The organism is Halorubrum saccharovorum DSM 1137 (assembly GCF_000337915.1).
GTDB lineage: Archaea > Halobacteriota > Halobacteria > Halobacteriales > Haloferacaceae > Halorubrum > Halorubrum saccharovorum.
Map to the genome: position 1 here is coordinate 1 of NZ_AOJE01000010.1, position 24195 is coordinate 24195.

Consider the following 24195-nt stretch of genomic DNA (forward strand, 5'->3'; position numbering starts at 1 on the left):
CATCAGGGGTACGTGAACGGGTGGAACTCGGCCGAGGAGACGCTCGAGGAGAACCGCGAGGCGGGCGACTTCTCGTCGTCGGGCGGCGCCATGCGGAACGTGACGCACAACTCGTCGGGGCACATCCTCCACGATCTGTTCTGGCAGAACATGAGCCCGGAGGGCGGCGACGAGCCCTCGGGCGCGCTCGCCGACCGGATCGAGGAGGACTTCGGTTCCTACGAGGCGTGGAAGGGCGAGTTCGAGGCAGCGGCCTCCGCGGCCGGCGGCTGGGCGCTTCTGGTGTACGACACGTTCTCGAACCAGCTCCGGAACGTCGTAGTTGACAAGCACGACCAGGGCGCGATCTGGGGCGGTCACCCNGGCCCGCGGCGAGTTCGTCGACAACTTCTTCGAGGTCGTCGACTGGGACGAGCCCGCGACCCGCTACGAGCAGGCCGTCGAGCTGTTCGAGTAAGCGCGTTCGAGAGGACGCGTTACGCGCGTCGAGATCCGCATTTTTTCGTGACGTGTTGACGGGTTAGTGACCACGGTACGCGCCCTCGATCGGTCCCTGAACGGTCGTCGCTGCGGCGGACACCTTCAGAGCCCCGAACGCTCCGTACAGCACCGCACCTCTCGCCTCCCCAGCCTCGTCGCTCGCACTTGACAGCGCTCGCGACTCCCTCGCGCGTGCGGTTCGCGCCCGAGGGGCGCTCACCGGCACGCGCCACCGTACCGTCGGAACCGTATCGGCAGCGTTTACGGACGCGGTCGCGTATCCTCGCGCATGCCCGAACCGAAGTCGGCGTTCGACGCCACCTACCCGTGCGACTTCTACGAGCCCGCGGAGCTGTTCGAGCCCGATCAGATGTACACGATCCCGGAGATCGCCCGGCTGCTACAGGAGCTGGAGCCGGACGCCGAGGTCGACCCCGACACCGAGGCCGTGCTGATCGACTGGGCGATCCCGTGGGTGATGACCCACGCCGAGGACCTCGTGATCGCGGAGCCGCTGGAGGAGGACGGCCCCGGCTACTACGGGGTCGCACCGCACGCGGTCGAGGGTAAAGCGGGAGGGAGAGAAGCGGGAGAGGGCGAAGAGGAGAGCGAAGACGCCGACCCGCAAGACGGAGCGTGAGCCGGGAGCGACCCGACGCGCCGGTGGTCCTGGTCGCCGGCGGCGCCCGCGTCGACGCCGGAAAGACGACGTTCTCGGCCGGGCTGACCGCGAGCCTCGCCGCCCGTGCCGGCGACGCGGTCGGCGTCAAGCCCCGCGCCGGCAACGACTACTGGTACGACCACGACGACTACCGGATCGCGAGCGACGCGGGCCGGCTCTACGGGAAAGACGCGAGGCGCCTCGCGGCCGCGAGCACGCGGCCGCTCCCGGCCGTCGGCGATCGGAGCCCCCCCGAGGTGATCACCCCTGAGTCGATCAACCCCGTTCACCGCCTCTGGCGGCCGACGCCCGGCCGGACCGGAATGCTGGGCGACACGGACAGGACGTACCTCTGCGATCGGGTGACGACCGAGGACGGCTCCCGGTTCGTCGTCAACGGGGCGGCCGAGGCGGCGGGACTGCTCCCCGACAACCTCGCCGACCGACTCCCCCTCGACGAGGCGACCCGCGTCGACGACGTGGCGGCGTTCAACGACGTGATGGCGGCCGACTACCTCCCGGCCTTCGACCGCCTCGCTGTACGGGTCGCGGCGGCGTCGGTGCCCGTCGTCGTCGAGTCGTACGCGGACGTCGCCGGGCCGCTCCCGCGGGACGGGCCGGTCGAGCCCGACGCGGTCGCGGTCGTCGACCCCGGCCGCGCGCGGATCTACGCCGGTGACCGCTACGCGAAAGCGCGCGCGGTCGCGTCCGGCAGCCCGCGCGAGGGGACGATGGAGGAGCACACCGGAACCGTCACCGAGATGATCGAACCGCTAGCGACGGTGGACTTGCCGGCGCTCTCGGGCGACGAACGCGGCGATCCGAGCCGCGTCGCCGAGCGCTACGGCCACGCCTACGAGACGCTGATCGACGCCGTCTAACGAGAGAACGGGGAATCCGGGGATACCGCTACTGCGAGGTCAGGCCTCAGCGTTCCGCTTGCTGTAGTGGTCGATGGCGGACTCGATCGAGGAGAGATCGGCGTTGACCCGGCTGTCGGCGACGCGCATGAAGCCGGGGGTGTACGACTTCGAGTAGTCGAAGATTGCGTTGACCGCGCGCTTCGGGGCGGAGACGGCCGTGAAGTCGGTGACCGTGTACACGCGCGTCGTCGGGAACGCGGTCCAGAACGTGCTGGAGACCCAGCGGTCCTCGTCCTCGAAGGTCGTCCCGACCCGCCCGGTGGCGAGGTACTCGCCGTCGTGGTAGAAGAGGAGGAGGTCGCCCTCGCTCATCCGCTCGAACGTCGAGCCGTTCCCGCTGTCGTCGTCGACGGCCCACAGGCGGGCCTCGTCGAGGTCAGCGAGGTTGTCCGGGCGGTCGTCGTACTCGGTGAGGTCGACCGCGGACCGGACCGTTCGATCGAAGTTCTCCGGGTCGATCGGGACCAGGAAGACGTTCGCGCTCATTACCCCTATTTCCGTCGGGAGGGGTTTAAACCCGTTCGTTGCTTCGGCGGGACTCAGTCGTCCCCGTCGTAGATCCGGTCCATCCGCGCGGCCATCACGAAGTCGGACTCGTGGAGCCCGCCGATGTCGTGGCTCCACATCTCGACGCCGACCTCGCCCCACGAGAGGTGGATGTCGGGGTGGTGCCACTCCTCCTCGGCGAGCTCGCCGATCTCGTTCGTGAACGCCAGCGCGTCCGCGAAGTCGTCGAACTCGTAAGTCGCTTCGAGGTGGTGGTCGTCGACGACCTCCCACGCCGGACCGAGCGCGTCGAGGTACTCGGCGTACTCGTCGTCGGTCAGCGGCTCGGTCCCCTCGTCGGCCGGCTCGACCGGCTCGTCCGCGAGCGGTGATGACATGCTCTGCCCTTGGGCGACGAGCGGTTTGTACCTTCCGCGGATCGGGTCGCTGAGAACGAGTGTATCGACCTCCGCAAAGCGCCCGTCTCGATCGGCATCTGCATATAACCGACTCTCGCCGTCGTGCGGTTTTCGGGTATAAGTGAGTGGGTTGGGGCAGATTTGAACTGCCGGCCTCCTCCATGTCAAGGAGGTGTCATAACCGGACTAGACTACCAACCCGCAGGGGCTTACTGACGCATCTCCTCGTATCCGGGGGACGTAATTGAACCTTTCGTTTCGGTTCCTCCCACGGGGATGCGGTCGGTCGATTCGACCGCCTGCCGCTTCGTTTCCTCGCGGAGCGGAGCGTTTTCGACCGGTTTTACTGGCTCGGCGAGAGTCGACAGATATGGTCGATCTCGCCGCCCGCACCGAGAGGCTCGACGCGTACCTCGACGAGCGCGGACTCGAAGCGGTCTGGTTCGCCAAGCCGAACGGGTTCGCGTGGCTCACCGGGGGAGACAACGTCGTCGACGACGACGCCGACATCGGGGTCGCCGCCGCCGGGTACGACGGCGACCTCCGTGTGATCACCGACGACATCGAGGCGGAGCGACTCGTCGACGAGGAGCTTCCCGACGCCGTCGCCGTCGAGTCGTTCCCGTGGCACGCGCGCTCGCTGGCCGAGGCCGTCGCCGAGCGCTCGCCCGCGCCCGCGGCCGCCGACTTCGACGTGCCGGGCTTCGAGCGCGTCGACGGGAGCCGACTCCGGCAGCCGCTCACCGACGACGACGTGGAGCGCTACCGCGAACTCGGCCGGGAGGTCGCTGCCGCGCTCGAAACGGTCTGCCGCAACCTCGAACCCGACGATCCGGAGTACGAGGTCGCCGCGGGCATCGACATCTCGCTCGCGTCCCGCGACGTGGACACCCCGGTCGTGCTCGTCGGCGGCGCGGAGCGCGCCCAGCGGTACCGCCACTACACCCCCAGCGACGCGACGCTCGGCGACTACGCGCTCGTCTCCGTTACCGCCGAGCGCGCCGGGCTGTACGCCTCGGTGACCCGGACCGTCGCGTTCGACGCCCCCGACTGGCTGGAGGAACGTCACCACGCGGCCGCTCGCGTGGAGGCGACCGCGCTCGCCGCGACCGAGGCCGCCGCGGCCGGTGATCTCACCGACTCCGACGCCCCGGACACAGCGGGCGACGTGTTCGACGCGATCCGCGAGGCGTACGACGCGGTCGGCTTCGCGGAGGAGTGGCGCGAGCACCACCAGGGCGGCGCGGCGGGGTTCTCCGGCCGCGAGTGGATCGCGACGCCCGAGAGCGACGAGCCGGTCCGGTGGCCGATGGGGTACGCGTGGAACCCCACCGTGCAGGGAGCGAAAAGCGAAGACACCCACCTCGTGTCGCCCGATCTGACCGAGACGCTGACGAAGACGGGCCAGTGGCCGACCCACGAGGTGGAGCCGGTCGAGGTCGACGGGATCGCGACCGAGCCGCGAGAGCTGTCCGCACCGGTTATTCGGTAGCCGGCGCCGGCGATTTCGAAAAAGGCGAACTGCCCGCGAACCGCGTTCAGTAGACGTACTCGCTCTCGTCGATGCCGACGTACCCCTTTTTCACGCGGCGCTTGTTCCACTTGTAGCCGACCATGAGCTTCAGCGACTCCCACCCGGAGCGGTACGGCTGCGAGAGGAGCCCGTCGCCGGTCTCCGCCGCGAGCATGGCGTCGGCGGCGCCGATGACCCGGTTCCAGTCGTCGGGCTCGTAGTCGGCGACCATGTCCGCCATCGTCACGTTCCGGACGATCTCGTCGCCGATCGCCTCCTTCCACCGCCGGTTGTAGGCGGCCAGATCGCCCTCCGCGGCGAGCTCGCCCGCGATCGCACCGGTGCGGACCGCGACGTGGTCGCCTCCCTCGTGGAAGGCGGAGGTGGTGCCCATCGCGCCGCCGGCGACCGCGATCCCGGCCCCGGTCGGCGAGTCGATGGGGCGGGTCGAGGAGATCGGGTACGTCTCGGTACCGTTCCGCTTGCCCGCCTCCTCGACGAGCGGGAAGTCCTCCTCGACGTCGTACTCGTCGCCGTACTGCCACTCCAGGAGGCGTTGGACGTACTCGCCGCCCTGCGGGATCGACTCGTCGTCGGCGTCGAGCAGCGCGTAGGCGTCGCGGTCGAACTCGTCGATGTCGAGCCCGATCGGCATCGTGAGCCCGATCCGGCAGACGCGGTCGGCGTTCGGGAAGATCCACGGGTACGCGGTCTCGCCGGGCATCACGCCCCACCAGAAGACGATGGCGTCGTTCACGTCCTCGTACACCTCCTCCGGGACGCGGCGGTACTCCTGATACGCGATGTGGTTGGCCGTCCGCGAGGCGAGCCGGTCGGACGCGGCCGCGTCCGCGGGAAGGTACTCGTCGAGCACCTTGTTCGTCACCGTGCGCTGGGGGCCGTCGGCGAGCACGACGAAGTCGGCGCCCACCGACTCCCCGGAGGCGAGTTCGACGACGTGGCGGGGGTCGGTGCTCCCGGGCGAGACGGCGAGGTCGGTGTCGACGCCGCGGACCGACACGTCGGCGCGGTACTCGGCCCCGGCGTCCTCGGCGCGGTCGCGGAGCCAGTCGTCGAATCGGGCGCGGTGGAAGGTGTAGCCGAACTTGTCGTACGAGGAGTCGATCCCGGTGCTCGTGAGCGTCGCCGACTCGTCGGGACCGCGGAACTCCGCGCGGTTCAGCTCGCGCTGGACGACCCCCTCGTCGAACTCGTCGGGGTGGATCCCCATGATGTCGACCCAGTAGTCGAGGATGCCAGCGGCGTCGGTCGAGTCGGGACCGAGCCGGTCGCGGTCCGCGCGAGGGACTCCCCTTTCGAGCACGAGCGCGTCGGCGCCGTCGGTCGCGGCCGCGTGCGCTGCGGAGGACCCGGCCGGGCCGCCACCCACGATCGCGACGTCTACGCGTTCCATACCCCGTGAGGTTGCCGTCCGGCTATTAAATTCACGGTCCCCGGCGGGGATCAGACCCGGCCTCCTCTCGAGGCCGACACCCCTCTACCGCGTCGGTGACCAATTGATCATGTATGATTATTATCGGTTAGAGCGCCGGAGAGACACGTTTTAGGCGATGCGAGAATTCGGTCTGCACACAAATGGCACGCGAGACATGGGCAACCCGTGCGGGATTCATCCTCGCCGCGGTTGGCAGCGCAGTCGGACTGGGGAACATCTGGCGGTTCCCCTTCATCACCGGACAGTACGGCGGATCGTCGTTCCTGATCACCTATCTGGCGTTCGTCGCGCTGATCGGGTTCCCGGCGATCCTCGTCGAGTTCGTGATCGGGCGTCGGACCGAACGGAACCCCGTCGGCGCGCTCCGGGAACTCGGTAGCGGCGTGTGGGCGTACGCCGGCTGGCTGTTCGTCGTCACCGGCTTCATCATCCTGTCGTACTACAGCGTCGTCGCCGGCTGGTTCCTCCGGTACACCCTGATCGGGATCACCGAGGGGTTCACGGCCACCGATCCGGCGGCAGCGAACGCTCTGTACGAGTCGGTCTCGACCGGCCTCGACACGCTCCTCTTCCACGCCGTGTTCATGGCGCTCGTCATCGGCATCATCGCCGCCGGCGTTAGGCGCGGCATCGAGCTGAGCGTGAAGGTCATGGTTCCCGCCATCCTGGTGCTGCTTCTCGGATTGGCCGCCTACGGATTCACGCTCGACGGCGCGAGCGCGGCGTACAGTTACTACCTCGCGCCCGACTTCGGGACGATCGCGGCGAACTGGACGGAGATTCTCCCTGCCGCCGCCGGCCAGGCGTTCTTCACCCTCTCGATCGGGATGGGCGTGATGATCACCTACGCCTCTTACCTCGGTGAAGACCGGAATCTGGCGGCCGACGCCGGTATTATCGCCACACTCGACACGCTCGTCGCAGTTCTCGTCGGCTTCGTCGTCTTCCCCGTTCTGTTCACGGTCGGGATCGAACCGGGCACGGGCGGCCCCGGCGCAATCTTCGTGAGTCTCACCTCGGCGTTCGCCGGGATCCCCGGCGGCCGAGCCATCGGCGTCGTCTTCTTCGGGATGGTCGGTATCGCCGCGCTCTCGTCCGCGATCAGCATCCTCGAAGTGCTCGTCTCGTACCTGATCGACGAACTCGGCGTCGCTCGGGTCCCGGCGTCGGTCGCGCTCGGCGTCGCCGTCTTCCTCTTCGGAGTCCCGGTCACCATCGATCTGGTGTTCCTCAACCTGTACGACCTGCTCGCGGACGGCATCCTGCTCGTGCTCGGGTCGCTCCTGCTCGCGCTGTTCGTCGGCTGGGTCATCCCGGACATCGCACGCGAGGAGCTCCGGAAGGGAATTGCCGACATCGGCGGCCTCGGCGACGCGTGGATCTGGGCGGTCCGGATCCCGATCGTGATCGTCGTGATCGTGTCGCTGTACCTCGGAATCGTCGACTACGTCGGCTTCCTCACCGGCGACTTCGCCGAGTGGCTGGCCGCGAGGTAGACGGAACCCAGCGCGGCCGACTCCCGTTTTCACCGCTTTCAAACGGTCGAGTAGTCGGCGATCACGCCGTCGACGCCGGCCGCCGCGAGCCGCTCGGCCTCGAACCACGTCTCGACCGTCCAGGTGTTCACCGCGCGTCCCGCGTCGTGCGCGGCGTCGACCACGTCAGCGTCGCCGAACCGCGACGCGTCGAAGAACGGGGTCCCCCGAACTGCGTCGAGCGGCGGATGCACGGCGGCCGCGTCGTACCGGTGGGCGATCGTCAGCGCGTCCGCGGCGGACTCCGAGAACAGCGGCGCGACCGCGACCTCGGACCGCTCCCGAGTCGCGGCGAGCGCGGCCTCGTGAAACGACGAGATCAGGAGGTCGTTTTTCCGTCCCCCGACGACGTCGAGCACTCGCTCGACGAACGGGCGCCAGACCGCCTTCCGGTCCGACAGCACGTCCGGGGCGAGCGTCTCGTCGGGCCGGAGGGAGGAGCGTCGCCGGCCGGGATTCTTGAGTTCGAGGTTCACGCCGACCTCGGGAGGGATCGTGTCGAGGACCTCACCGAGACGCGGCACGGTCTCGCCGCTACCGAGGACCTCGGCGGCGGTGACGGTCGCGGTGTCCGTCTCCCAGACGACACCGGTCGCGTCGGTGAGTCCCCGATCGCTCGGCTCGCCGGGCGGACCGCCCCGGCCGGAGAGCGCCGCGTCGTGGAAGACCACGGGGTCGCCGTCGCCGGTGGGGACCACGTCGATCTCGATCCAGTCGGCGCCGCCGGCACCCGCGGCCGCCTCGGCCGCGGCGACGGTGTTCTCGGGGTTTTCCCCGGCGAATCCGCGGTGGGCGAACAGGGCGGGGCCGCCGTCGACGAGACGGGTCACAGCGCGTCGAGCACGGCGTCGACCACCGCGCCGACCGCCTCGACGCCGATCGCTCTGACCCTTGCGAGCGGGCCGGACTGCTCGTCGGTGACTCCGTCGCCCGCACCGGAAGCGCTCTCGGTCTCGACGTTCTGAGACGCGCCCGCCGCGTCGTCGAAATCGCCGTGCTCGTCCATCTTCGGCGGCTCGGTCAGACGTGCTCTTCGCGCGGCTGGACCACGACGAAGCCGTCCGATCCGTCGAACCGCATCTGATACCGTTCGCCGGACTCCTGACCGATCATGTCGGAGAGGCTCCGGTTCACCTCGACGTCCGGCGAGGTGCCGCCCCACGCGACGGTCGCGCTCGGGTCGGTCGCGACCGGGGGCTCCAAGACGATCGGGTCGCCGTGGGTGGTGAGCGCCACGTAGCCCGGCCCCTCGAGGTAGACGTTGCTGAAGCCGCCGGCGAGCGCCCCGGCGAGGCTGTCGATGGTGTTGATCTCGTAGGAGAGCGACTCCTCGAACGCGAGCACGTCCTCGCCGTTGACCGTGATCGACTCGCCGGCGTCGAGTTCGACGACCTGGACCTTCTTGCCGTCGTCCGCGAAGTAGACGTGACCGCTGCCCTCGACCGCCATGATGGGCGTTCCCTCGCCCGTCGTCGCCTCCTTGAGGAATCCCTTGATCCCCCCTTCGGCCGAGGCCTTCCCGGTGAACGAGACGTCCCCGGTGTACGCGATCATCGACCCGGCCTTCGCCATGACGGTGCCGTCGACGTCGACGTCTAAGGTGTAGCTGTTCTCGCGCTGGAACGGTTCCGCGCTGTCGGTCGGTGCGTTTTCGGCGGTGAACTGATCGAGATTCATGTTGCGGGGACCGAACCTGGGGGTTCGGCTGGACGGAGATTCCGCGCCATCGAATAAGAATGTGGGGGTCGGGGGCTCGCGTGGAGTCGCCAGAATGCCGATCGGTCGACCGGCCGGCGGGCCGCCGTCGGAACCGCTCAGTAGACGACGAGCGAGAGGTACAGCTGCCCGATCCCCGCGACGACCATCACCGCGCCCGCGACCCGCTTCAACAGGCCGGCGTGGTCCATCACCCGATTAGCGTTGCTGATGAGCCCCACGCCCGTCGCGACGGTCGTCGCGGCCATCAGGACCGCGACGGTCCCGGCGTACACCGAGAGGACGAGGAGTGCCGTCTCTGACGGGAGCGCGATCGCACGGGCGATAACGCCGAGGAACACCGGCGCCACACAGCCGGCGCCGGCCAGCGCGTACCCCGCACCGAACAGTCCGAAGCCGAACACCCCGGTGCGTCTCTTCGGCAGCGGGACCGAGACAGACGGAGTGCGCCCGGACACCACGAGCAGCCCGAAGACGATGAGCAGCGCGCCGACGAGCGTCTCGAAGACGGTGATGTTCGACAGCGTCGAGTAGCCCACCCGGACGGTGGCGCCGGCCAGCAGCGCGAACGTCGCCAACACGCCGACGGCGGCGGCGACGCCGCGCACGCCCGCACCGAGGACCGAGGCGGAGTCGGCGTCGACGGAGTTCACGTAGAAGCCGACGTACCCCGGCAACAGCGGGTACGCGCACGGGGAGAAGAACGTCGCGACCCCCGCGGTCACGGCGAAGGGAAGGTTCGTCGCGAGCGAGATATCGGTCATCGGTCACTCCGCCTCGTCATCAGTCGAGCGCTCTCTCGATGCCGGCGACGAACTCCTCCGTGGTGTGCGTCCCGGAGGTGGCCCAGCGGACGCGTCCCGAGGCGTCCATGGCCCGCGCGCTCGGGTAACTGCCGATCGGAAACCGCGACGCGAGTTCAGCCGTCACGTCGGCCGCGACGAGCCAGTCCCCGTCGTTCTCGCGCCACCAGTCGACCACCGTCTCCTCGCTGACCGCGTCGCCGACCGGCTCCGTCGTCACCGAAACGAACAGCACCTCGTCGCCGATCCGATCGTGGGCCTCCGCGAGGGCCGGCATCTGCTCGGCGCAGGGGGGACACCACGTCCCGAAGAAGTCGACGAACGTCGGCCGGTCGGGGGCGGGTAGCGTTACCTCGCCGTCGCGGCTACCCGGCGCCTCGATGGTGTCGAGCGTCACCGGCTCGATCGGCTCCGGTTCGTCACCGCTGGTTTGACTCCCGGCGGGGTCGCCGCCGATCGCGTCCGGTACCCCGCCGGTCGCGACGGCGCCCGCTCCGCCGAGAACCCCGACGCTCGCGAGTCCGGCCAGCAGGTGCCGTCGCCTCACGCCGTGACCACCCGTCGGAAGTCGTCGACGATCCGTTCGACCTCGGTGCCCGGGCCGCGCGGGTACGCCCGCTCGACGATCCCCTGCTTGTTGACGAGCAGGATCAGCCCGTAGTGCGGGAACGCGTACTCCAAGTTCTCGTACTCTGACCCGTCCGTCTTCTCGATCTTGAGCCCGAAGTTCTCGTCCATTAGCTCCACACCCGCCTCGTAGCTCTCGGGGCGCAGGAAGTGCCAGTTGCCGGCGTCCAGATCGACGCCGCGTTCGCTGGCGTACTCGCGGAGGACATCCTCGGTGTCGCGCTCGGGGTCGAACGTGAGCGGCAGGAACGCGGCCTCGTCGCCGAACCCTTCCTCGGCGGCGACCTCCTGAACCCGCCGGAGTCGGAGGATCAGCGCCGGACAGACGCCGTCGGGACAGTTCGTGTAGAAAGAGGTCCACAGGAACGCGCGCTCCCCCTCGAACTGCGCCGTCGAGATCTCTTCGCCCGTGATCGGGTCGGGAACCGTGAACTCGGGCATCTCGTCGCCGTGGATCGGGTGAACCGGGTCGCCCCGGGTCTGTTCCGGCGGGCCTAGGACGGTTCCCTCGCCGCCGGAGCCACCGAGGACTCCGGTACAACCGGCCGTAGCGGTCGTGCCGGCGGCGGCACCGGTGGCGGCGAGCGAGCGGAGGAAGTAGCGGCGGTCCATGTCGTTACCCGACATACGTGGACGCTCGTAAATGAACCCCGCGCCTGATGGCACGCGCTGAACACGGGCGATCGAGACCGTCTCCGCACCGACGTGAGCCTCTCCGGGCAGGTGTGAGTCCCCACCGAGGCGGTCGTGGTACCGTGACCCTCGCAAGGGTTATCCCCGAACGGGCAGTACGTTTGTTTGCAATGGCAAACGGTAAGGTTGACTTCTTCAACGACACTGGCGGCTACGGTTTCATCTCGACTGACGACGGCGACCTCGACGACGACGAAGACGTGTTCTTCCACATGGAAGACGTCGGCGGCCCGGACCTCGAGGAGGGTCAGGAAGTGGAATTCGACATCGAGTCGTCCCCCAAGGGACCCCGAGCGACGAACCTGACGCGCAACTAACGATTCTGTCGCGGACACCGCGTCCGCACGCACCACCGGATCTCGGCTGTCGCTCGACGTGATCGACGCCATCTCCGTTTCTTTCACACTTATCGACTCTCGACGAGCGGCGGCGCTTCCCCGAAGGGGAGCCGGCGGTTCCGCCGACGAGCGGTGCGTCTCGCTCCGTCCCTACCGCGATCGACCGTTTAAATACGAACGCGAGCGAAGCCCTCCCCAGTGAGCGATCCGATCCCGACCGGCTGTCGGCCGGTCGACGACCTGTTGGGCGGGGGATTCGAGCGCGGGGTCGTCACGCAGGTGTACGGTCCGCCCGCGGCCGGCAAGACGAACCTCGCGCTCGCCGCGGCCGTCGAGGTCGCGGCCGGCGGCGACCGCGCCCTCTACATCGACACCGAGGGTCTCTCCATCGATCGGTTCGAGCAGATGGCCGTGGGGCGGGCCGACCGCCCCGACGCCGACGAGACCGTCGAGGAGATCGCCTCGCGACTGGTGATCTCCGAGGCGTACGACTTCGACGACCAGCGCGAGGCCGTCCGAGACGCCGAGGAGCTCGCGGAAGAGGTGGAGCTGATCGTGTTGGACTCCGCGACCGGCTTCTACCGACTGGAGCGCGCCGGCGACACCGAGGGCGGCGAGTCGCTCCGCAAGGTCGCCAAGCAGGTGACCCACCTCCTGTCTCTGGCCCGGCGCCACGACGTCGCCGTCGTGATCACGAATCAGGTGTTCACCGACCCTGACAGCGACCGCGATCGCGCGCTCGGCGGCAACACCCTCAACCACTGGACCGGCGCGATCCTCCGCGTCGACCGGTTCCGCGGCGGGAACCGTCGGGTGACCCTCGAAAAGCACCGCTCGAAGCCCGCGGGCGACACCGCGACCTTCCGGATCGTCGCCGACGGGCTCGCCGAGGGCGCGGACGCGTAAGCGTCGCGCGGGTCGGGGGTTATCAGCGGTGACACGCGGGTCGTGAGGGTTATCAGGATCGAGACGGCGTAACTCGTAGTGAGCGACCAGTCGCCTTTCTCATATGTAACCGCCGCCACAGTCCTTCTCGTCGCCTGTCTGCTCGTCGCCGCCGTCGCGCCGGGCGCGGTCGCGGGCGGGTTCATCGCGGATGACTCTGAAACGGACGATACCGACCTGGCCGATACCGTCACAGCTGATTCCGCGGCGGCCGAACCCGCGTCGACCGATCCCGCCGCGGTCGATTCCCGTTCGGCGCCAGGGAGCGACGCGGTCGCACCCGGCCTCCGCTCGGCGAACGGCACCGTCGAGGTCGTGGTGCGGTTCGGGAGCGACGCGCGTCTCGGGGCCGACGGCGGCGGTGCGGACGGTTCGGGGGGCTCGGCGACGCTCTCCGCGAACGACCTCAAGACGAACGCCGCGAACGCACAGGCCGATTTCGAGACCTTCGCCGAGCGGAAGCCCGGTGTCGCGGTCGAGCGGAGCTTCTGGCTCGCGAACGCGATGCTCGTCACGGTCGACACCGAGAGCGTCGCGGTCGAACGCCTCCTCGAGGTTCGGGGCGTCGAACGCGTCCACGAGAACTTCGAGGTCGAACTCGACTCGACGGCGACCGACGGCGACGGTGGTTCGCGGGCGGTCGGGCCGGCGGGTCCACCGTCAGCGCCCGCTTCCGGGGCCGTCTCGAGCGTTTCGACCTCTTCGACCGGGACTGACGCGACCTACGGCGTCGACATGGTCCGCGCCCCGGAGGTCTGGGAGGTGTTCGGTACCCGCGGGGAGGGCGCGACCGTCGCCGTGATCGACACCGGGGTCGACCCGAACCCCCCGGATCTGAACGTGAGCGGGTGGGCGGAGTACGACGCCGAGGGGAACTTGACTAGTGATAATTTATCNGTGATCGACACCGGGGTCGACCCGAACCACCCGGATCTGAACGTGAGCGGGTGGGCGGAGTACGACGCCGAGGGGAACTTGACTAGTGATAATTTATCTGATGCGACGGACGGGAACGGACACGGGACGCACGTTGCCGGCACCGTAGCCGGTGGAAATGCGAGCGGGACCGCGATCGGCGTCGCGCCGAACGCGTCGCTCCACGGGATCAAGGTGTTCGACGACGACGGGACCAACGCGACGTTCGCCCGCGTTACCGCCGGAATGGAACACGCGACGCAGGATCCGGATGTCGATGTGCTCCAGATGAGCCTCGGTGCAGACGGATATGTCCCTAGCTACATCGAACCGGTTCGAAACGCCCGCAGTGCTGGGAAGATCGTCGTCGTCTCCTCTGGGAACAGTGGTCAAGGGACGTCGAGTTCGCCCGGGAACGTCTATGACTCGCTCGCGGTTGGCGCCGTTGATGACAGCCGGAGCGTCGCTGACTTCTCCGGTGGGGAGATGATCAACACCTCAAACGCGTGGAAAAATGACGCGCCCGCTGACTGGCCGAACGAATACGCTGTTCCGGATATCTCGGCTCCGGGCGTATCTGTCGGTTCTTCACTTCCAGGCGACAAATACGGATATAAGTCGGGGACCTCCATGGCCGCCCCGCACGTCAGCGGCGTCGCCGCGCTGGTTCTCTCTGCGAGTACACGAAAGATCTCGGACGACGAACTCTACGATACGCTCCGTGACACCGCGAACCATCCGGCGAACGCAACCGATCCCGATGACCGCTATGGAACTGGGATTGTCGACGGCTATGCGGCAGTGTCGTCAGTTGCACCCCTCTATCGGGCATCGAATTTCACCGCACCCGAACTCGCCGAACGTGGCGAACCGCTCAACGCCACGGTGGACGTGACGAACGACGGCGAGGTGGCCGGCGACAACCGCACCGTCGAGTTCCGTCTCGTCGACCCCGGGAACGCGAGCAACGTCAGCGTCGTCGCCGCGGAGAACGTCTCCCTCGGCTCCGGAAACACGAAGACTCTCTCGCTCAACGGCACCGTCCCGAGCGCGTTCGGAACCGGCGAGACGACCGTTACCGTCGCCTCTCCCGAGGACGCCGCCTCGGCGCCGATCCGGATCGCCGACGCCGTCGGGACGATCAACGGCAGCGTCACCGACGCGGAGACGGACGCGCCCCTGGCCGGCATCGACGTGGTCGTGGAGGACGGCACGGAGGTGGTGGGAGCGACGGTGACGGGTACCGAGGGCACCTACGCGGTCGACGTTCCGGCGACGGAGCTCACCGTCGCCGCGAGTAACGCGACGTACGCCCCGGCGAACCAGACGGTGGCGCTGACCGGGTCCGGTGACACCGCGACTGCGAACTTCTCGCTCGCACTCCGCAACGGCACGCTGACCGGTACCGTTGGCGCGAGCGACGGCCTCGATCACCCGTCGAACGCGACCGTGACGGTCAGGAACGAGACGGGAGAAGTGGTTGCGGCGATCGACGCGGCCGGCGACGGCACGTATGCCACCGAACTCCGGCCCGGAACCTACGACGCCACCGCGGACGCGCCGGACTTCGAGAACCGAAGGACAGCCGACGTGGCCGTCTCGCCGAACGCGACGGCGAGCGAGGACTTCGCGTTGACGCCTCGGCCGGCGTCTCTCTCCGGTACCGTGACGAACGGGACCGACGGCGGGGCGATTTCGGGGGCGACGGTCACGATAGGCGGGGATCGGACGGCCACGACCGACGCGAACGGCACCTACGCGCTCGACGCGCTCGATCGCGGCGAACGGGAGATAACCGTCTCCGCGGACGGATACGCGCGGGAAAGCCGGACGCTCACGCTGGCCGCGAACGACACCCGTGACCTGAACGTCTCGCTGTCTCCTCGGGGCGTGTTTATCATTACCAACCTCTCGGGCGACACCGAGATTGAACAGGGATCGAGCGGGAGCTTCGGGCTCGCGGTGCAAAACGACGGCCGGGTTACCGACGACGCGTCCGTGGACATCTCGCTGAACCGGAGCGGCTCTGTGAGTCCCGATCCGGTGTCGATCGACGGCGTTGCGGTCGGTGATTCCGAGTCGAAATCGTTCTCCGTGTCGCTCGGATCGAGCGCACCGACCGGGACGTACGCCGTGACCGCCGCGACTCCCGACAGCGAGAAGACGCACACGTTCGTTGCGGTCGGCGGCAGTGGCGGAAGTAGATCCACTGACGGCGGCGGAGGAGGAGGCGACGGAGGTGGCGACGGCGGCGGAGGTGACGACGGAGGCGGGGGAGGCGGCGGAGGAGGCGGTGGTCAGCCGTCACCCCCCGCAGACGACACTGACGACGAGCCCGAAAACGCGACTGACGAGCCCGAAAACGTGACCGACGAGCCCGAAAACGTGACCGACGAGCCCGAAAACGTGACCGACGAGCCCGAAAACGTGACCGACGAGCCGACCAACGAGACGAACGAGCCGGTCGGTGACGGCCCGGCGGACGGCGGTGACGAGAACAACTCTGGAGAGTCCGGAGACGACGACGCTGGCGAGGCGACCGACGGAGGATCCGAGGGCGACGGCGGCGCCGACGGGGGCGGCTCGGCCGACGGCGCGCCCGGCTTCGGTCCCGCCGTCGGCGCCGTTGCGGTCCTCGCAGCGGCGCTCCTTGTCGGGCGGCGTCGCGGACGCGGCGGAGGAGAGTAACTAGTCGGGCAGCCGACGCGTCGTGGAGGGGTCAAAATGAAGGCGAAAACGGAGACGGAAACGAGAACCGTCACGGCGGAGCGCCGGAGGCAGTCGAAGGCTGCGATCGAAGACCCGTCGCGTCGGGCCTCTATCGCCTTACAGCTGGCCGAGCTTGCGGAGGAGCTGGCCGCGGTACTCCTCGTCGGCGTTGACGCCTTTGATCTCTAGGACGTTACGCTCCAGTTTGTCGAGCGCGACGTGGAACGCGTGCTCGGCGCCGTACCCCTCGCCGGAGCCGCCGACCTGCCCCTCGTTGGTTCGGAGGCGGATCTGACACTGGATCAGGGGCGTGCCGCGGAGCTTCTCCTTGTGCGCGTGGAGCCGGACGTGCGCGTGGATGACGTGCATGTCCGCGTACTTGTTCGCGACCTGTTCGATGGACTCGACGATGTGCTCGCGGGAGGTCGTGTCCAGCAGTTCGACGTTGGTGATCTGCACGTCCATCGAGTCCTGCTCGGTGAACGTGAGCGCGCGCAACACGTCGGTTTTCGTCACGATCCCGGCGACGGTGTCGGCGCCCTCCGGGGTGACGACCAGCCCGGAGACGTTGTTGTCGAACATGCGCTGAACGACGGTTTCTGCGGTCTCCTCCGCGGTTGCCGTGACGACGGGGCTCGACATGATGTCGTAGACGGGGATGTCGAGCATCCGGTCGATGTCGCCGGCGCGGTCGCCGCTCCCCTGTCGCTCCTGGTCGCGGACGACGAACTCGACGATGTCGTTGGTGGTGACGACGCCGACGAGCTGGCCGTCCTCGTCGAGCGCGGGGAGCCGGGAGATCCCGTTCTCTCGGAGGCGGTTGATCGCGCTTCCGACGCTGTCCTTCTCGCTGATCCCGATCACGTCCTCGCTCGCGATCTGGCCGACGGTGATCGCGTCGAGACTGTCGAGGACGGCCTCCAGGATCTGGTCGACGGTCACGATCCCGTAGAGCTTCTCGCCCTCGTACACCGGTGCGATCTTCACGTCGCCCTCGACGAGCAGCCGGGCGGTCTCTCGGAGGTCCTCGTGGCGGTCGACGGACGGGGCCGACTTCATCACGGCCGACACCTTCGTATCGTCTTCCATCCGGGAGCGCATGAGCTGCTTTTCACCGACTACGCCCGCGTACTCACCGTCTTCGGTAACAACGATCCCCTTCGGGTTCTCGCGCTCGAAGATGGACCGGACCTTGGCGAGTCGCTCACTGACGTCGACCTCGACGTACTCCGGCACCGCGATATCAACAATATTCATGGTCCAATCTGAGGGTTGGACGCGCCGGGTATTGAAAGTGCGGGAGGCGTACCTGTCTCTGAGATCACTCGTCCCCAGGCGCGCGAGTCTCAATACCTTTCCGTTCAGGCGCCGAGAAGCGACCATGCGACTGTCAACGGCGCTGATCGCGATCGGACTCCTGCTCATCGTGATCCCGTTACCGGTTCCGATTCCGTTCATCGGGCTGTTCGTCGGAACGATCCTCCTGCTCGTCGGTCTCGCACTCAGGTTGCTCGGTGAGTGAGCTCCGCGGACCGTCGCCTCTGAGGGGTCGGGACGCGGCTCCGGTGGACCGAGCCGTGGGGTCCATCCCCCACCGGGCCGGTGAAAGGCTTTTGCCGATTACCGACGGAGGGGAAGCCGTGTACGACGCCGTGGTCCTCGATAAGGACGGAGTCCTCGTCGGCCGGACTCCGTTCGACACCCTTCGGGAAGCCGCCTGGGACGCCTTCGTGAGCTCCGGCGTCGAGGATCCGGACCTCGCCCACGTCGACGACATCGCAGTCGGCGTCGACCCGGCCACCCTGACGGACATCTGCGAGCGCTACGGGCTCGACCCGGTCGAGTTCTGGCGGGTCCGCGACGAGACCGCCGCGGCGGCGCAGGTCGACGCGGCGCGGAGCGGCCGGAAGACACCCTACGACGACGTCGACGCGCTCCGCCACCTCGACGCCTCGCTCGGGGTCGTCTCCTCGAACCAGCAGGCGACCGTCGACGCGGTCCTCGACCACTTCGGGCTCTCCGGGCGGTTCGAGGTCGCGTACGGCCGCGAGCCCTCCATCGCCAGCCTCTCACGGAAGAAGCCGTCCCCGTACTACATCGAGCGCGCCCTCGAGGACCTCGGCGCCGAGACCGCGATCTTCGTCGGCGACAACGAGTCAGACATCCATGCCGCCGACAACGCCGGGATCGACTCCGCGTTCGTCCGGCGGCCGCACCGGCAGTCGGCCGAGCTCTCCTGTCAGCCCACCTATGAGATCGGCGACCTCCACGACCTCGTGAGCATCTGCGGACGCGCCCCGGTCGACGCCGACGGAGAGATATGAACGACGGCTCGACTGGCCGATGGACGTTGCGGTCCGCGGGCCGCTCGCCTCACCGGCCCCGAAGCCGTCGCCGGATCGCGCTCTCGACCACCCCGACGAGGGCGAGTGCGCCCGCGAGCGGCCCCAGAAGGAGCAGGAAGACCGGCCCTCCCTCGCCCCCAGTGAGAGTCGTCCGGAGGAGCGGCGGCACGACGAGCGCCCCGAACCCCACCGCGGGCGCGACGAGCCCGCGGAGCGCGCCCGCGACCGGGACCCCGCCCGCCGCGCCCGTCGTCACGACCAGCACCGGGAGGGCGGCGGCCGGGGTGACGCCGACACCGGCCGTCCGAGCGACGACGGCGATCCCGAAGGCGCCCCCGACCGCGGCGGCGAGGGTGTCGGCGGGGGCGATCGCAGCGGCGCTGACGCCCCGGCCGTCGCGTCGGAGTTCAGCCGCCGACGGGAGGTTTCGGAGCCGGCCGTCGGCGATGCCGAACTCCCGACGCAGACCGAACTCGACGGCGGCGGTGGCGGCGATCAGGCCGAGCCAGACGTGCCACGCCCCGGCGTAGCTCGTGAGGAACACCTCGCCGTCGACGACGAGCCGTCCACCGAGCTCCGACCACGTCGGATCCGGCGTCGCCAGGTCGCGGTACGTCGCCCACCCCAGCAGCGCGGCGAGTCCCGACGGGGGCGACGCCAGCCCGGTGTGGGCGGTCGCGGCGGCGACGAGGAACCCCGCGACGAACAGTGAGAGGGCCTCCGCGACGGAGGCGAGCGGCCACAGCGTCTCGGGGACGTGACCCAGCTGACGGAACAGCGCCTCGACGGCGGCCAGGTGAGCGACCCCGCCGCCGAGGCCGGCGAGGAGCGTCCGCGTGGAGGGCGGCTGCATCGGCGGCAACCTCTCGCGCTCGGCGCGTAGTTCTTTCGGCGCTCCGGCCGCGGCGCAGGCCGAACGGGACAGATACGGGGTGTCGGCCGATATCCGCGACGACGGCTCTGTTGACATCCTCAACAGGTGACACATTCTGCCCCGGCTGCGGTCAATACAGGAAATACACGTATCGACCAGCTCGTTGATATTCTCAATACCTGTTAAAACCCTATGTGAGTTAAAAAGAACAAATTTTTTAAATATTGATTAGGAATTGGGATAGTGACATCCCCGTGTCATCATCAGTGACAGAGGACATCGCAGCCCTCCCCACCTTCGCAGCACTGGATGTACGAGCAGTGATTGAAAAAGAACGACGCGGTGCAAGTATTCTGGTAGATGAAGAGTACTTTCGAGGACAAGAATTAGCAACAAATGCGGTTGAGACTACGTTGTCACTGACAGAGCGCCAGAACATTGCATCCCAATCACGCCAGTTCTACAACCAAATCCAGATTGACTTTGATTCACTTACACACAAAAATCTCAAATCAGCGTCAACGCAATATCGGGAACTGCTTCAACAGCTTCCAGAGGTGAAATACCTCAAACAGCACTTTCCCGGCACGTGTTTTGTGATTCCGGAGTGGTTACAAACACCTAAAGAACTCAAGTACGGCGCACGTATCTATCTTTTCCGTGAGGATGATGCACCAGCGCCGATCGACATCCTCAATCGGAACATTGACGCAGTCGTGACTGGGGACCGTGCTGAGTTTGAACGGTATCAGGGAGCCCTTCACGGTTACCCAGAGTGTTGTATTGATTATTTTTCGGAATATGAACGATCCGAGGAGACCGGTCCAGAATTAGAAGCAATTGAACCAATTGTAGAGTATATCAATGAAAACACAATATTCGACCCAGACACACACTCGACTTCGATTGATACCTTCATAGACGGCATATTTGAGTCTCCACACGTGTACTCCTTTTTTGCACGCGAGTTTTTCCCAGAACCAGACTGTGATCAAGCCCGCCACCGTGGAGTCTCTATTTATAGTAGTCTTTGTGATGCCTACACAGAACCCCTCGTCAAAGATTATTTTCGGATCAATGCAGGATGGAGTTACCTGATGGCGGGATCTACTGCACCCGACAAGATGAATTCAAGGCGTCCGTCTGCAGGAACACTAGGGCGGGAGCATCTTTTATTTTATCTCCCGTTAGCAGTAACTGTTCAATTGTATAGGGAGACAAAAGAGTAGGTAACTCAGCTTACGGCTCTGTTGAAATCCTTAGTGGGCACATATTTTTGATCGGGAGGTTCGCACTCTGCAGCGACTGGCTATTTCAGGTAATTATATGTCTGAAGAATAATATTCCAACAGAGCCGCGACGACCGAAATCCACATCCGATCGGTCGTCGAGGATCGGGCCATGCCCTCGCCCTCCGCGAGCCGGAGCACCGATCGAGAGTCACCGAGCGTGCAGTCGGTCGCCCGGCGGTATCACCGCGCCGAGCGCGCCGTCAGTTGGCTCACGGCGCTCGCGGCCGCCGGAGCGTTTCTCGCGGCGTTCGCCGCGTTCTCGCCGCTTCCGGCGCTGGGGGTCGCCGTCGCCCTCGTCGTCGCGCTCCGCGTGCCGGTGTTCCGGCGGCGAGGCACGGTCCGGCTCCGCTCCGAGGCCGCTCCGGAGGCGGTGGTCGACGAGTTCGCGTCGGCGACTCCGCCCGTGCTCGCGTTCCAGTGGGCGGTCGCCGACGAGGTCGTCCGAGTCGGCGACGGGAACGAGGACGGAGGCGGAGACGGGAGCGATCCCGAATCCGGCTCGGACGCGACCTACGAGTTCTCGTACCTCCTCGGACTGCGCTCCGTGTCGCTGGGCCTCGATGTCGACGTGACGAGGCCGAGCGACTCGCCCGCCGACGGGACGGGTGCCGACGGGGCGGTCCCGCCCGACGCCGTCGCGGTCGTCGACATCGACGCGACGGCCGACGGTCGGCCGTGGGGCGCGTACGGGGTCACGGTCCGCGACGCCGAGGCGGGTTCTGAGGCGCCTTCCGACGAGTCTGGAACCATCGTTGACGTCGAACTGCGTCCGACGCGGCGGTTCGATCTTCGCCGTCTCCCGCAGGGGCTCGTCGCCGGCCGGTATTACGCCGACGTGCTCGCGGCGCAGGGGTACGAGGTCCTCGACCGAACGGTCTCGCTCTCGCGGTAGACCGGTCACCACTCGTTCGAGTCGGACTCGGCGAGGAGCGTCGTCTTCGGGGCGTCGACGACCGTTCGGGAGACCGCCTCGTCGTCCTCGACGCCGCGGAGTTCGACGCCCCGGAGCCTGAGCGCGACCGCGGCGTCGGCGCGCGCCGCGTCGTCGCGAGGACGAACGGTATCGGTCTCGCGCTCGCCGTCTTCCTCCTCGCTCCGGTGGGCGATCACGAGCTCGCCGTCGTCGAAGGCGACGTGGTCGATGTCGCGGTGGGAGATGGTCGCCGTTCGCTCGCGGGCGACGGACACGGCGACGCCGCCGACCGCGATGAGGAAGCCGAGTGCGCCGAGGGTCGTCTGCGCGGCTCCGCCTTCGAGGATCCACTCGATCACCGTGGGGGCGATCGCCGTGACGGCGACGACCCCGGTCCAGCCGATGTCACGGAGGGCCGACGGGAGGCGTCCGGCGGCGAGGGCCCTTCCCGCCTCGGAGACGGTTCTGACGACGCCGCGGCGGATCCGGAGCTCGGCGGGAGCGACGCGGACCGATCCCCGAACCGTCTCGAACGCCCACGCGTCGTGGCCACTCGTCGAACGCGTCATCGGTTCGTCGGCGGGGACCGGGCTCTCGAACGCGGCGCGGCTGGCGGCGACATGGAGGGTACACCCTCGCTTCGCTGGCGTTCGTGTTAAAATGGGGCCACCGGCGACGAGAGCCGGCGGACGGTCGCTCGGCGAGCCGGTCGGTTTTTGCGTCGGTCGGCCCGAAAGCTTGGTATGGACCTTCCGTCTATCGGCCTCGGAACGATGGGGATCGACGACCCGGAGCCGGTCTCGACCGCGCTCTCGCTCGGCTACCGGCACCTCGACACCGCCCGGATCTACGGCAACGAGGCGGTCGTCGGCGACGGGCTCGCCGACGGACTCGACGCGAGCGATGTCGATCGCGAGGCGGTCACGGTCGCCACGAAGCTGTGGATCGACGACCTCGGCGCGGACGACGTGGCCCCGACCGCCCGCGAGAGCGCCGACCTGCTCGGCGTGGCGACGCTCGACCTCCTCTACGTCCACCGCCCGCGCGGGGCGTACGACCCGGCGGAGACCCTCCCGGCGCTCGATCGACTCGTCGACGAGGGGGTCGTACGCGAAGTCGGCGTCTCGAACTTCGAGATCGACGACCTCGACCGCGCGCTCGACGTTCTCGACGCGCCGCTCGCGGCCCACCAGACGGAGCTGCATCCCCTGTTCTATCGACCGGAACTCCTGGAGCACGCCCGCGAGCACGGGTACGCCGTGGTCGCCTACTCCCCGCTGGCGGGCGGGCGAGTGAGCGAGGTCGACGCCGTGGTCGATGTCGCGGAGGCGCACGACGCGACGCCCGAGGCGGTCGCGATCGCGTGGGCGACCGCGAAGGAGCCGGTGGTGGCGATCCCGAAAGCGTCGAGCGAGCGGCACCTCCGGGCGAACCTGGCGGCCGCCGACATCGAACTGACCGACGAGGAGATCGCCGCCATCGACGCCGTCGAACGCGAGGAGGAACTGTTCCCGGAGTGAACGGCGGGCGGGTCCGATCCACGTTCCTGGATATTCGGCGTTGTTACGTCGGAGAGATAGACACGATCCCGCGTCGTTTTTATATCGCCTCGCCCTCGAATTCGGTATGACCGAGACCAGCGGTGGGGACGCCGACGGGACGGAGATAATCGACGGCGAGGCGGTCGCCGCCGACGTGCGCGACGACGTGGCCGCCCACGTCGAGACGCTCGAGGAAAGTGGCGTGACGCCGGGGCTCGCCACCGTGCTGATGAGCGACGACCCCGCGAGCGAGACGTACGTCTCGATGAAACAGCGCGACTGCGAGGAGGTCGGCATCGAGAGCGTCCACGTCGAGATCGACGCCGACGCCCCGGCCGAGGAGCTGTACGGGACCATCGACGACCTCAACGAGCGCGAGGACGTGCACGGCATCCTCGTCCAACTCCCGGTCCCCGACCACGTCGACAAGCGGCGCGTGCTCCGGCGGATCGCCCCCGAGAAGGACGTGGACGGCTTCCACCCGGAGAACGTCGGGCGGCTCGTCGCCGGCGACGCCCGGTTCAAACCCTGCACGCCCCACGGCGTCCAGAAGCTCCTCGCGGCGTACGACGTGGAGACCGAAGGGGCCGACGCGGTCGTCGTCGGCCGGTCGGACATCGTCGGGAAGCCGATGGCGAACCTGCTGATTCAGAAGGGACCGGTCGGCAACGCGACCACGACCGTCTGCCACTCCCGGACGGAGGACCTCGAAGGGAAGCTGTCGACCGCCGACATCGTGATCGCCGCCGTCGGCGTCCCGGAGTTCATCGACGGCTCGACGCTCAAAGAGGGCGCGACCGTGATCGACGTGGGTGTCAACCGCGTCGACGCGGACACCGAGAAGGGGTACGAACTCGTCGGCGACGTGGAGTACGAGTCGGCGAAGGCGGTTGCGGACGCGATCACCCCGGTCCCCGGCGGTGTCGGTCCGATGACGCGCGCGATGCTCCTCTACAACACGGTGAAGGCGGCCGGGCTGCAGTCGGACGCGGCGATCGACCTCGACTGAGT

25 protein-coding genes, 1 tRNA gene and 1 pseudogene are annotated in these 24195 nt (G+C 67.9%); 14 read left to right on the forward strand and 13 right to left on the reverse strand.

The genetic code is table 11. The annotated features are described in order from the left end of the window. The 3 genes and pseudogenes from C471_RS01750 to C471_RS01760 all read left to right on the forward strand — a co-directional run. Positions 1 to 457, forward strand: a pseudogene (locus tag C471_RS01750) (superoxide dismutase); the annotation flags it as partial. Positions 458 to 769: 312 nt separating this feature from the next. Further along, a complete protein-coding gene (locus tag C471_RS01755; protein WP_004046167.1) occupies positions 770 to 1120 on the forward strand; it encodes a DUF5827 family protein in 351 nt (116 codons plus the stop codon). Next, positions 1117 to 2022, forward strand: a complete 906-nt coding sequence (locus C471_RS01760; protein WP_004046168.1) for a hypothetical protein — start codon at positions 1117 to 1119, stop codon at positions 2020 to 2022. The genes C471_RS01755 and C471_RS01760 overlap by 4 nt, the downstream gene beginning before the upstream one ends. A 39-nt stretch (positions 2023 to 2061) precedes the next feature. Here the strand turns inward: C471_RS01760 and C471_RS01765 are convergent, their stop codons facing one another. The 3 genes from C471_RS01765 to C471_RS01775 all read right to left on the reverse strand — a co-directional run bounded on the left by C471_RS01765 (position 2062) and on the right by C471_RS01775 (position 3170). Beyond that, positions 2062 to 2550 (reverse strand): hypothetical protein, encoded by a 489-nt coding sequence (locus C471_RS01765; protein ID WP_004046170.1) that lies wholly within the window; start codon positions 2548 to 2550, stop codon positions 2062 to 2064. Between the two features lie 53 nt (positions 2551 to 2603). Further along, a complete protein-coding gene (locus C471_RS01770) occupies positions 2604 to 2948 on the reverse strand; it encodes a 4a-hydroxytetrahydrobiopterin dehydratase (RefSeq protein ID WP_004046172.1) in 345 nt (114 codons plus the stop codon). 147 nt (positions 2949 to 3095) lie between these two features. Further along, a tRNA-Val gene (locus C471_RS01775) sits at positions 3096 to 3170 on the reverse strand. 169 nt (positions 3171 to 3339) lie between these two features. On the opposite strand from C471_RS01775, the gene C471_RS01780 reads away from it, so the two are divergent. Then, the gene (locus C471_RS01780; RefSeq protein ID WP_004046174.1) at positions 3340 to 4461 is read left to right on the forward strand and encodes a M24 family metallopeptidase; all 1122 of its coding nucleotides are present in this window, start codon (positions 3340 to 3342) and stop codon (positions 4459 to 4461) included. 46 nt (positions 4462 to 4507) lie between these two features. Here C471_RS01780 and C471_RS01785 read toward each other — a convergent pair whose 3' ends face one another. Then, positions 4508 to 5896: an NAD(P)/FAD-dependent oxidoreductase gene (locus tag C471_RS01785; protein WP_004046176.1), complete on the reverse strand. Its 1389-nt coding sequence runs from the start codon at positions 5894 to 5896 to the stop codon at positions 4508 to 4510. A gap of 182 nt (positions 5897 to 6078) precedes the next feature. Here C471_RS01785 and C471_RS01790 point away from each other — a divergent pair, with 182 nt between their 5' ends. Further along, on the forward strand, positions 6079 to 7434 hold the full coding sequence (locus tag C471_RS01790) for a sodium-dependent transporter (protein ID WP_004046178.1): 1356 nt from the start codon (positions 6079 to 6081) through the stop codon (positions 7432 to 7434). A gap of 38 nt (positions 7435 to 7472) precedes the next feature. Here C471_RS01790 and C471_RS01795 read toward each other — a convergent pair whose 3' ends face one another. The 6 genes from C471_RS01795 to C471_RS01820 form a co-directional block, all read right to left on the reverse strand. Then, positions 7473 to 8303, reverse strand: coding sequence for a glycerophosphodiester phosphodiesterase (locus C471_RS01795; protein ID WP_004046180.1), 831 nt, complete (start codon positions 8301 to 8303; stop codon positions 7473 to 7475). Continuing rightward, a complete protein-coding gene (locus C471_RS01800) occupies positions 8300 to 8479 on the reverse strand; it encodes a hypothetical protein (RefSeq protein ID WP_049908918.1) in 180 nt (59 codons plus the stop codon). Before C471_RS01800 ends, C471_RS01795 begins: the two co-directional genes overlap by 4 nt. 14 nt (positions 8480 to 8493) lie before the next feature. Continuing rightward, positions 8494 to 9150, reverse strand: a complete 657-nt coding sequence (locus C471_RS01805) for an AIM24 family protein (protein ID WP_004046182.1) — start codon at positions 9148 to 9150, stop codon at positions 8494 to 8496. Between the two features lie 137 nt (positions 9151 to 9287). After that, a complete protein-coding gene (locus C471_RS01810) occupies positions 9288 to 9953 on the reverse strand; it encodes a cytochrome c biogenesis CcdA family protein (protein ID WP_004046184.1) in 666 nt (221 codons plus the stop codon). 19 nt (positions 9954 to 9972) lie between these two features. Further along, the gene (locus C471_RS01815) at positions 9973 to 10539 is read right to left on the reverse strand and encodes a TlpA family protein disulfide reductase (protein WP_004046187.1); all 567 of its coding nucleotides are present in this window, start codon (positions 10537 to 10539) and stop codon (positions 9973 to 9975) included. Continuing rightward, positions 10536 to 11231, reverse strand: a complete 696-nt coding sequence (locus C471_RS01820; RefSeq protein WP_049908919.1) for an SCO family protein — start codon at positions 11229 to 11231, stop codon at positions 10536 to 10538. The genes C471_RS01815 and C471_RS01820 overlap by 4 nt, the downstream gene beginning before the upstream one ends. 191 nt (positions 11232 to 11422) lie before the next feature. Between C471_RS01820 and C471_RS01825 the strand changes: the two genes are divergently transcribed. The 3 genes from C471_RS01825 to C471_RS01835 all read left to right on the forward strand — a co-directional run bounded on the left by C471_RS01825 (position 11423) and on the right by C471_RS01835 (position 16198). Next, entirely contained in the window at positions 11423 to 11629 is a 207-nt protein-coding gene (locus C471_RS01825) for a cold-shock protein (protein ID WP_004046191.1), read from the forward strand. 219 nt (positions 11630 to 11848) lie between these two features. Then, the gene (radB, locus tag C471_RS01830; RefSeq protein ID WP_004046193.1) at positions 11849 to 12556 is read left to right on the forward strand and encodes a DNA repair and recombination protein RadB; all 708 of its coding nucleotides are present in this window, start codon (positions 11849 to 11851) and stop codon (positions 12554 to 12556) included. Positions 12557 to 13330: 774 nt separating this feature from the next. Further along, positions 13331 to 16198: a S8 family serine peptidase gene (locus tag C471_RS01835; RefSeq protein ID WP_449272077.1), complete on the forward strand. Its 2868-nt coding sequence runs from the start codon at positions 13331 to 13333 to the stop codon at positions 16196 to 16198. Positions 16199 to 16336: 138 nt separating this feature from the next. Here the strand turns inward: C471_RS01835 and C471_RS01840 are convergent, their stop codons facing one another. Continuing rightward, on the reverse strand, positions 16337 to 17476 hold the full coding sequence (locus C471_RS01840; protein WP_049908920.1) for a CBS domain-containing protein: 1140 nt from the start codon (positions 17474 to 17476) through the stop codon (positions 16337 to 16339). 124 nt (positions 17477 to 17600) lie between these two features. Here C471_RS01840 and C471_RS17555 point away from each other — a divergent pair, with 124 nt between their 5' ends. Next, positions 17601 to 17741: a hypothetical protein gene (locus C471_RS17555; protein ID WP_169332420.1), complete on the forward strand. Its 141-nt coding sequence runs from the start codon at positions 17601 to 17603 to the stop codon at positions 17739 to 17741. 118 nt (positions 17742 to 17859) lie between these two features. Then, positions 17860 to 18543, forward strand: coding sequence for an HAD family hydrolase (locus C471_RS01845; RefSeq protein ID WP_004046198.1), 684 nt, complete (start codon positions 17860 to 17862; stop codon positions 18541 to 18543). A gap of 49 nt (positions 18544 to 18592) precedes the next feature. Here C471_RS01845 and C471_RS01850 read toward each other — a convergent pair whose 3' ends face one another. Further along, a complete protein-coding gene (locus C471_RS01850) occupies positions 18593 to 19417 on the reverse strand; it encodes a hypothetical protein (protein ID WP_004046200.1) in 825 nt (274 codons plus the stop codon). Between the two features lie 287 nt (positions 19418 to 19704). On the opposite strand from C471_RS01850, the gene C471_RS16780 reads away from it, so the two are divergent. Next, positions 19705 to 20667 (forward strand): hypothetical protein, encoded by a 963-nt coding sequence (locus tag C471_RS16780; protein WP_152421794.1) that lies wholly within the window; start codon positions 19705 to 19707, stop codon positions 20665 to 20667. 172 nt (positions 20668 to 20839) lie between these two features. Continuing rightward, complete coding sequence (locus tag C471_RS01855; protein WP_004046202.1) at positions 20840 to 21622, forward strand: hypothetical protein; 783 nt, start codon at positions 20840 to 20842, stop codon at positions 21620 to 21622. Between the two features lie 5 nt (positions 21623 to 21627). On the opposite strand, the gene C471_RS01860 is transcribed toward C471_RS01855, so the two are convergent. Further along, positions 21628 to 22212, reverse strand: coding sequence for a hypothetical protein (locus C471_RS01860; protein ID WP_004046204.1), 585 nt, complete (start codon positions 22210 to 22212; stop codon positions 21628 to 21630). A 174-nt stretch (positions 22213 to 22386) separates the two neighbouring features. On the opposite strand from C471_RS01860, the gene C471_RS01865 reads away from it, so the two are divergent. Both C471_RS01865 and C471_RS01870 read left to right on the forward strand, forming a co-directional pair. Then, positions 22387 to 23163, forward strand: a complete 777-nt coding sequence (locus C471_RS01865) for an aldo/keto reductase (protein ID WP_004046206.1) — start codon at positions 22387 to 22389, stop codon at positions 23161 to 23163. A gap of 106 nt (positions 23164 to 23269) precedes the next feature. Continuing rightward, positions 23270 to 24193 carry a bifunctional methylenetetrahydrofolate dehydrogenase/methenyltetrahydrofolate cyclohydrolase gene (locus C471_RS01870; RefSeq protein ID WP_004046209.1) on the forward strand — a complete coding sequence of 308 codons (924 nt, stop codon included), beginning with the start codon at positions 23270 to 23272 and terminating at the stop codon, positions 24191 to 24193. The last annotated feature ends 2 nt before the right edge of the window (positions 24194 to 24195 follow it).